This is a genomic window from Thermosulfuriphilus sp. (assembly GCF_054026695.1).
Map to the genome: position 1 here is coordinate 1 of NZ_JBPMLP010000054.1, position 6,651 is coordinate 6,651.

A 6,651-nucleotide genomic window follows, 5' to 3' on the forward strand; every position below is an offset into this window, starting at 1 on the left:
TGAGGCGGTTGTAGCCTCTGACGCCTATGTGGCAGGTGGTACATTTGGTGTTGGCCGCAAAGGCCATCTCTCCATTGTGACAGGCACCGCAGTATTTCCCCTCGTAGAGACTCTTCATGGTGAAGTCCCCGGCTTCTTCCGCCGTACCAGCGGCCATCTCAAAAAGCCCTTCATGACAGTCATCGCAGGAAAGACCCATATTCACATGTCTCTCATGGCTGAAGACCACCGCCTTGATGGGACGGGTAAAGATCACCTCACCGCCGTCATCTTCAGCTACCACCGGCCAGGAGCCCATAGTCAGCAAAAGGCCACAAATGGCTAGCCCCGAGATCAAAGCCCTCATATGTTTTCTCCTTTCCCCGTTCTTCACTATCCCCTCCCTTCAGTTTGATTTAGCCCTTGGTATAAAAGACGTTCGGCCTGGCCCCGGCCTCTGGCCTGAGAACCCAGACCACCCGTTCGGGATCATGAACCATTTGATAGACCCGGCTACCTGGGTCAGAGAGGTCTCCAAAGATCCTCACCCCCGCCGGGCAGGCCGCCGCACAGGCGGTAAGCTCCTCCCCCCTGGAGAGCCGGGTATCGAAGCAGAAATTACATTTATCAATGGCCCGTTTTTCTTCATTAAAGTAGCGGGCATTATAAGGGCAGGCTTCCATACAGGTCTTGCAGCCGATACATTTCTTGTAGTTCATCATGACAATGCCGGTAGTTTTGTCTTTGTAGGTGGCCTTGGTGGGACAAACTCGGACACAAGGGGGTACATTACAGTGGTTACAAAGCACGGGGATAAATTCGGTATAGGACTCATCTGGACCGATAGGGATCTCTCGCTCCAGAATATTGGTTCGCCAGCCGTAAGAAGGAACATGGTTGGTCTTAGCACAAGCCTCTTTACAACGCTCACAGTCCACACACTGATCAACCTTAAGGACCATGCTATAGTGAGGATGATAGGGATAGGCCCGGGCATAGCTCTCAGGGGCCCCATAGACCTTATCTACCCGGCTGACCAAAGAAAGGAGGCTTCCTCCGGCAAAAACACCGGTAACAGCCAACCCCATCTTCAAAAAGCGCCGCCTCTCTTCCGAAGGCAAATGCTCGGTACCTTCGTTCCGGAGACCGTCTAACCAGGAGGAAAACTTCTTGAAGCCCATGGCTCACCTCTCTTTGCTTTTTAAAAAATTGATTTTGAAAATTTCATTTCTACAAAAACTTAAATTGTTTACTTTAACTTTTTTATGGATCTTAAGTTTTAATCGTAATTTGTAATCTGATTTTTAAATATACTTGCAAGTTGTAATTGTCAAGTTAAATTTGATATATAAATTTCAGAATTGCTTTTTTGGAGCCCCGGGGAGGGATTATGGAGATTTTAAGGAGACACCAGGTGATTTTGGACAGTCTTGTGGAGGGAATCATAATTATCGATCGTAAAGGTCGTATTATCTCCTTCAACAAGGCCGCAGAGCGAATCGTTGGTGTCCCTAGAGATAGGGCCCTGGGCCGAAAATGTTGGGAGGTAATCAAAGGCCCTCACTCCAGCAAGGAGAAAGGATGTTGCCTTAACGTTTGCCTAGAAGAGGGACAGACCCTGGTCGACAGGACTATCTATATAAAACGTGGCGATACCGCCGTCCCAGTAAGCCTCAACGCCTCCCCTATTTATAATAAGGATGAGATTGTCGGGGTTTCCATGAGCCTGCGGGACCTCACAGATAGTATTCAGATGAGTCTGATCATGGAAAGTATTGCCGATGGCGTCTTTACGGTTAACCGTGACTTCCGGATCACCTCTTTCAACAGAGCTGCCGAAAAGATCACCGGATGGAAGAGAAAAGAAGCCCTAGGACAGTATTGCTGGAATATCTTTCATTCCAGCATCTGTGGTGATAAGTGCGCTATTGCCCAAGCCATCCGAACGGGAAAGCCTGTTATGAATCAGGCCATCTATGTCCGCAGGCGAGATGGCCGCACCATTCCCGTATCCATAAGCGCAGCCCCCATAACCGATGATGAGGGCAATATAATTGGTGCCGTGGAGACCTTCCGCGACCTGACGGAGATTATCCAGCTCCGGAGCCAACTTCGGCGTAGTTTTTCCTTCCAGAATATTGTCAGCAAGAGTCCGGCCATGCAGAAAATTTTTGCCGTCTTGCCGGACATCGCCCAAAGTGGAAGCAATGTCTTGATTATGGGGGAATCGGGCACCGGTAAAGAACTTATTGCCTTGGCCGTCCATAACTTAAGTAAATATAAAGAAGGACCATTTGTGGCCATAAACTGTGGGGCCCTTCCTGATACTCTTCTTGAAAGCGAGCTTTTTGGCTATAAGGCCGGGGCCTTTACCGATGCCAAAAAGGATAAAAAAGGAAAAATTGCAGCTGCCGAGGGAGGAACTCTATTCCTTGATGAGATCGGAGAAGTTTCTCCAGCTTTTCAGGCCAAACTTCTCCGATTCTTAGAAACCAAAACCTATGAACCCTTAGGATCCACGGAGACCAAACGGGCTAACGTTCGCATTATAGCAGCTACCAATCGAGACCTAGGACAGATGGTCAGAGAAGGAAAGTTCCGCGAGGATCTTTATTATCGCCTCAACGTCGCCACCGTAAAGCTCCCTCCCCTGCGAAACCGAAAAGAAGATATTCCTCTTCTGATTGACCATTTTATTGAGAAGTTCAATGCCGAAAAAGGTAAGAATATTACCGGTATTTCCGATGAGGCCCTAGAGACTTTGATGAAATACGATTTTCCTGGCAATATTCGTGAGCTTGAAAATATTATCGAATATTCGTTTATCCTCTGTCGGGGAGGAGTTATTCTCCTTGAACATTTACCTGAACCCCTACTTTCTCTCCACAAGGAAAAAGACCGAGAGAAAAATCCCTGCCTGATCGACGAAGATACTCCCCTCACCCTAGAGGAAATTGAAAAAAGAGCCATCTACCAAGCCCTAAAGCGCAACAACTGGCGCCGAATGGCTACCTGTCGTGAACTAGGGATCTCAAAAGACACCCTTCGCCGTAAGATAGCTAAATACCGCCTAACCATCCCTGCCTCTACCGAAGAAGCGGCCTAACTACCTAGGCGCAAAATGCGCCCAGCGATGCAACTAGGCGCATTTTGCGCCTAGGTCTTTTCTCTTGTCGTGACTTGTTTTTCAGAATCACTCTTTCTTTTGGGCGCAAAATGCGCCCAAACTTCTAACTTTTCTTGTCAATGAAACGTCTTTTCAAAATAGAGGTTTCATATTGAAATTACTTGACAATTCCTAGTTCCATGGATCTTAACAATTCTTATTTAAGCCTGGCATAACAATTGCTCTTTAAAACAAGCAAAGCCAGCAAAGAGGGGAGGTGAAAGCCAGATAGAATATAGGCCCTCTAAAGATTTCCTGGCCCCGGGGTGGGGGCCCGAGGCCAGGAAGGAGAAAAGCCGGCAACCGTTGGGGCTTAAGCGATAGGGATCGCGCCCGGCTTTTTTTCTCCTAATAGCTTTATCGAGTAATGTCAAGAAGAAATTTAAATTTCATTTACAAGAAAAGTTTAAAATTAAATTTACAACAAAAACTCTGAAGGGAGGTAAAAGCTATGGCCAACAGTCATGTCCACGCACAGGCACTGGGGATCAGAACCTTTGTCGGGGAAGATCCCAGCTTGGCTAGGCCTTCGATCAACATAGTTACCGCCTTATTTGCCCTTATGGCGGCCATAGGACTGGCCACAGGTATTTACGCCTTCTTTAAAGGGCATCATGTACTCTACAATCCCACCAGGGAGATGCCCTGGGGAATTCTCATCTCTACCTATGTTTTCTTTGTGGTTACCTCGACTGGTCTCTATATCCTTTCTGTCCTGGGACATGGGTTTGGCGGACAGGCCTTAGAGCCTTTAAGCAACCGGGGACTTTTCTTGGCTATTGCTACCATCTTGGCAGGTTTTACCTCCATCGGGTTTGAACTAGAAAATCCCTGGAGAATGGCCATCTATAATGTGCTCTCCCCAAACCTAACTTCTAACATCTGGTGGATGGGGACCCTCTATGGTCTCTGCGTTACCCTAATGATCCTTGAGTTCTACTGCCTTCTAATCGGCCGTTTTGGTACGGCTCTGGCCCTGGGCATTTTGGGAGTCCTGGGGGAGGTAGGAGCCAACACTAACCTGGGGGCCGTCTTTGCACTTCTTTCCTCTCGGCCCTTTTGGTTTGGAGCCCAGCTGCCTATTTACTTCCTGGCCTCGGCCATCCTCTCGGGAGCAGCTGCTATAATCTTTTTCACCTACATTGGCTATGCTCTCAGAGACCGAGAGCTAGATAAAGACATGAGGCGGGCCCTCAGTGCCGCAGCCAAAGTAGTAACCCTTTTCCTCTTCATCATTATCTTGGCCACTGTTTGGCGTTTCCTTTCCATATTCACCAGCGGTAATGACATCGGCCGAGAGGCAGCTCTGGCTCTGCTTAAAGGACCTATGGCCATCAATTTCTGGGTGTTTGAAGTGGCCATTGGGCTTGTTCTTCCCCTTTTACTCCTTCTTGGCTCCAGAATGGAGAACCCCACGGCCATGTTTCTGGCCTCGGCCATGGTCCTCATTGGAGCTTTTGTCCAGAGATATGATCTGGTGGTCGTCGGCCAGATGGTCCCGGTGTTTTCTGGCCTGGAGGCCACTGCACCTAAATACCTTACCTACAGTCCTTCGGTGGCCGAGCTCCTTATCGTCATGGGATGTGTAGGGATCTGCGGAACCCTTTTCCTTCTTGGGGAGAGGTTCTTCATTAAGCTGTTTGATTTCAGACATTAATCTAAGGAGGGAAAGCCTTACGACAGGGAGGGGATAAATCATGAGACCAGATAAAGCCATATTCTCCATAGGGACGGCAGCCAATATGCTTGAGGTTCACCCAAGGACCTTGAGGATCTACGAAAAAGAGGGACTCATCAAACCTATACGCCGAGGACAACGCCGTTACTACTCCATGAATGACATTACTTGGATCTCCTGCATTCGAACTATCATCCACGAACACGGAATCACCATTGCCGGACTCAAGAAGTTACTCCGCTTCACCCCTTGCTGGCAGATCCTCAATTGTCCAGAAGAAAAAAGAAAAGGCTGTATCGCCTACAAAAAAGGAGGGCTTCTACATCTAGAAGATGCCTAAGCCGGCAGATTAAGGGTTGGCCTCCGGGGTGGGGGCCCGGAGGCCGCAACCCAGCCGTTAAGGCTGGCCTTAAAGACAAGGAGGGTCATTATGGGACGCGCCTTGGCTACACTGGGTAAGTATATCCACAAAGATCATCAAACTTCCAACAAAAAGGCCTGTGCAAAAGTCCTTGGTCGAATGAGTGAAGGTTTCTGGTTCCTGACCTCTCTTATCCTCTTCATCGCCCTGGGTCCCTTTGCCCTGATCCCGACCTTCATTGCTCTGATGAATCTTTCTAACGGAGAAGTTGAATAAAAGGGCTTGTAAAGCAAAACCAAAATGTGCAAAAATACACGAAGCAGAAATTTCAGATACAGGAGGAAGTTGTGAGGGAGGGGATAGTTAAAAAGGACGTCATCTTTGACGAAGAAAGGAGGGCCTTTCTTAAATTAGGGCTCAAGATAACCGGGGTAGTTGCTGGAGGAATGTTCCTTTCGGTGGCCCCCGTCTCCGAAGAAGAGGCCCGGGCTGTCCTGCCGGAACCACTGGCCTACAGCCGAGCCTTGAAGGGTTATAAACACCATTACTGCATGGTGATGATCCAAAACAACTGTATCGATTGTGAGCGTTGTAAAGAGGCCTGTGCTAAGACCAACCATGTCCCTTCCTACGGCTGGCGGACCACTATCCTCGAGCGAAGAGTGGAGGTAGAACCGGGCAATATGGTAACTGAATTTATCCCTACCTTATGTCATCACTGTGTAGTGCCTCCGTGTGTCCGGGTCTGTCCCACCAAGGCCACCTACAAAGACAAGGCCACCGGTATCGTCATGATGAACTACAAGAAATGTATCGGCTGCAAGACCTGTATGGTGGCCTGTCCTTATAATGCCCGCTACTTTAACGAAGAAAAACGGGCTATTGATAAATGTAATTTCTGCTTCGACACCCGGCTCTCCAAAGGGGAGAAGGAGCCAGCCTGTGTAGCGGCTTGTCCAGCCAAAGTTCGTCACTTTGGCGATCTACTTGACCCCAACAGTGAGGTCTATCGCCTTATCCACCAACCGGAAAGAACTGTCTGGGTGCTCCGTCCTGAGGTTGGAACAAAACCGGTCATCTTCTATATTAAGGGCTAAAGGAGAGGGGTTATGAGAAGGTTCATTGCTGGATGGGTGGCCTTTTTTGTGTTCTGTGGCCTATTCTGGCTAAGCCAAGCAAAAGCACAGGATGAAGAGGAAGGCGGAGGGGTTATTATCTTCACCAAACCGGTCAAGGCCGTTGTCTTTGATCATCAGAAACACATGGATCAGGGGCTCTCCTGTGATGACTGTCATGAAGGGCTTTTTGAGATGGCCGCTGGTACGGCGGAAGAGGCCGGAGACTTCACCATGAAGAGTCTCTACGAGGGGAAATACTGCGGTGCCTGTCACAATGGAGAGATGGCCTTTGCGGCCAACACCAAATGTACCACCTGCCACATAGGCGTCAGAGGCTACAACCGCCTCA

Annotated in this window: 8 protein-coding genes; 6 read left to right on the plus strand and 2 right to left on the minus strand. The window is 48.8% G+C overall.

The features are described from left to right. Together ACXJJX_RS09790 and ACXJJX_RS09795 are read right to left on the minus strand one after the other, a co-directional pair. Positions 1-346: cytochrome c3 family protein (locus ACXJJX_RS09790; protein ID WP_456434414.1), on the minus strand; the 346-nt coding region annotated here is incomplete at its 3' end. A gap of 49 nt (positions 347-395) precedes the next feature. After that, the gene (locus tag ACXJJX_RS09795) at positions 396-1,160 is read right to left on the minus strand and encodes a 4Fe-4S dicluster domain-containing protein (protein ID WP_456434415.1); all 765 of its coding nucleotides are present in this window, start codon (positions 1,158-1,160) and stop codon (positions 396-398) included. 209 nt (positions 1,161-1,369) lie between these two features. On the opposite strand from ACXJJX_RS09795, the gene ACXJJX_RS09800 reads away from it, so the two are divergent. From ACXJJX_RS09800 to ACXJJX_RS09825, 6 genes are all read left to right on the plus strand, one after another. After that, a complete protein-coding gene (locus ACXJJX_RS09800; RefSeq protein ID WP_456434416.1) occupies positions 1,370-3,085 on the plus strand; it encodes a sigma-54 interaction domain-containing protein in 1,716 nt (571 codons plus the stop codon). A gap of 511 nt (positions 3,086-3,596) precedes the next feature. Then, on the plus strand, positions 3,597-4,802 hold the full coding sequence (gene nrfD, locus ACXJJX_RS09805; protein WP_456434417.1) for an NrfD/PsrC family molybdoenzyme membrane anchor subunit: 1,206 nt from the start codon (positions 3,597-3,599) through the stop codon (positions 4,800-4,802). A 40-nt stretch (positions 4,803-4,842) separates the two neighbouring features. Then, positions 4,843-5,163: a MerR family transcriptional regulator gene (locus ACXJJX_RS09810; RefSeq protein ID WP_456434418.1), complete on the plus strand. Its 321-nt coding sequence runs from the start codon at positions 4,843-4,845 to the stop codon at positions 5,161-5,163. A gap of 90 nt (positions 5,164-5,253) precedes the next feature. Next, positions 5,254-5,460 (plus strand): hypothetical protein, encoded by a 207-nt coding sequence (locus ACXJJX_RS09815; protein ID WP_456434419.1) that lies wholly within the window; start codon positions 5,254-5,256, stop codon positions 5,458-5,460. 71 nt (positions 5,461-5,531) lie between these two features. Further along, the gene (locus ACXJJX_RS09820; protein WP_456434420.1) at positions 5,532-6,281 is read left to right on the plus strand and encodes a 4Fe-4S dicluster domain-containing protein; all 750 of its coding nucleotides are present in this window, start codon (positions 5,532-5,534) and stop codon (positions 6,279-6,281) included. Positions 6,282-6,293: 12 nt separating this feature from the next. Further along, a partial coding sequence (locus tag ACXJJX_RS09825) for a cytochrome c3 family protein (RefSeq protein WP_456434421.1) occupies positions 6,294-6,651 on the plus strand: 358 nt, incomplete at its 3' end.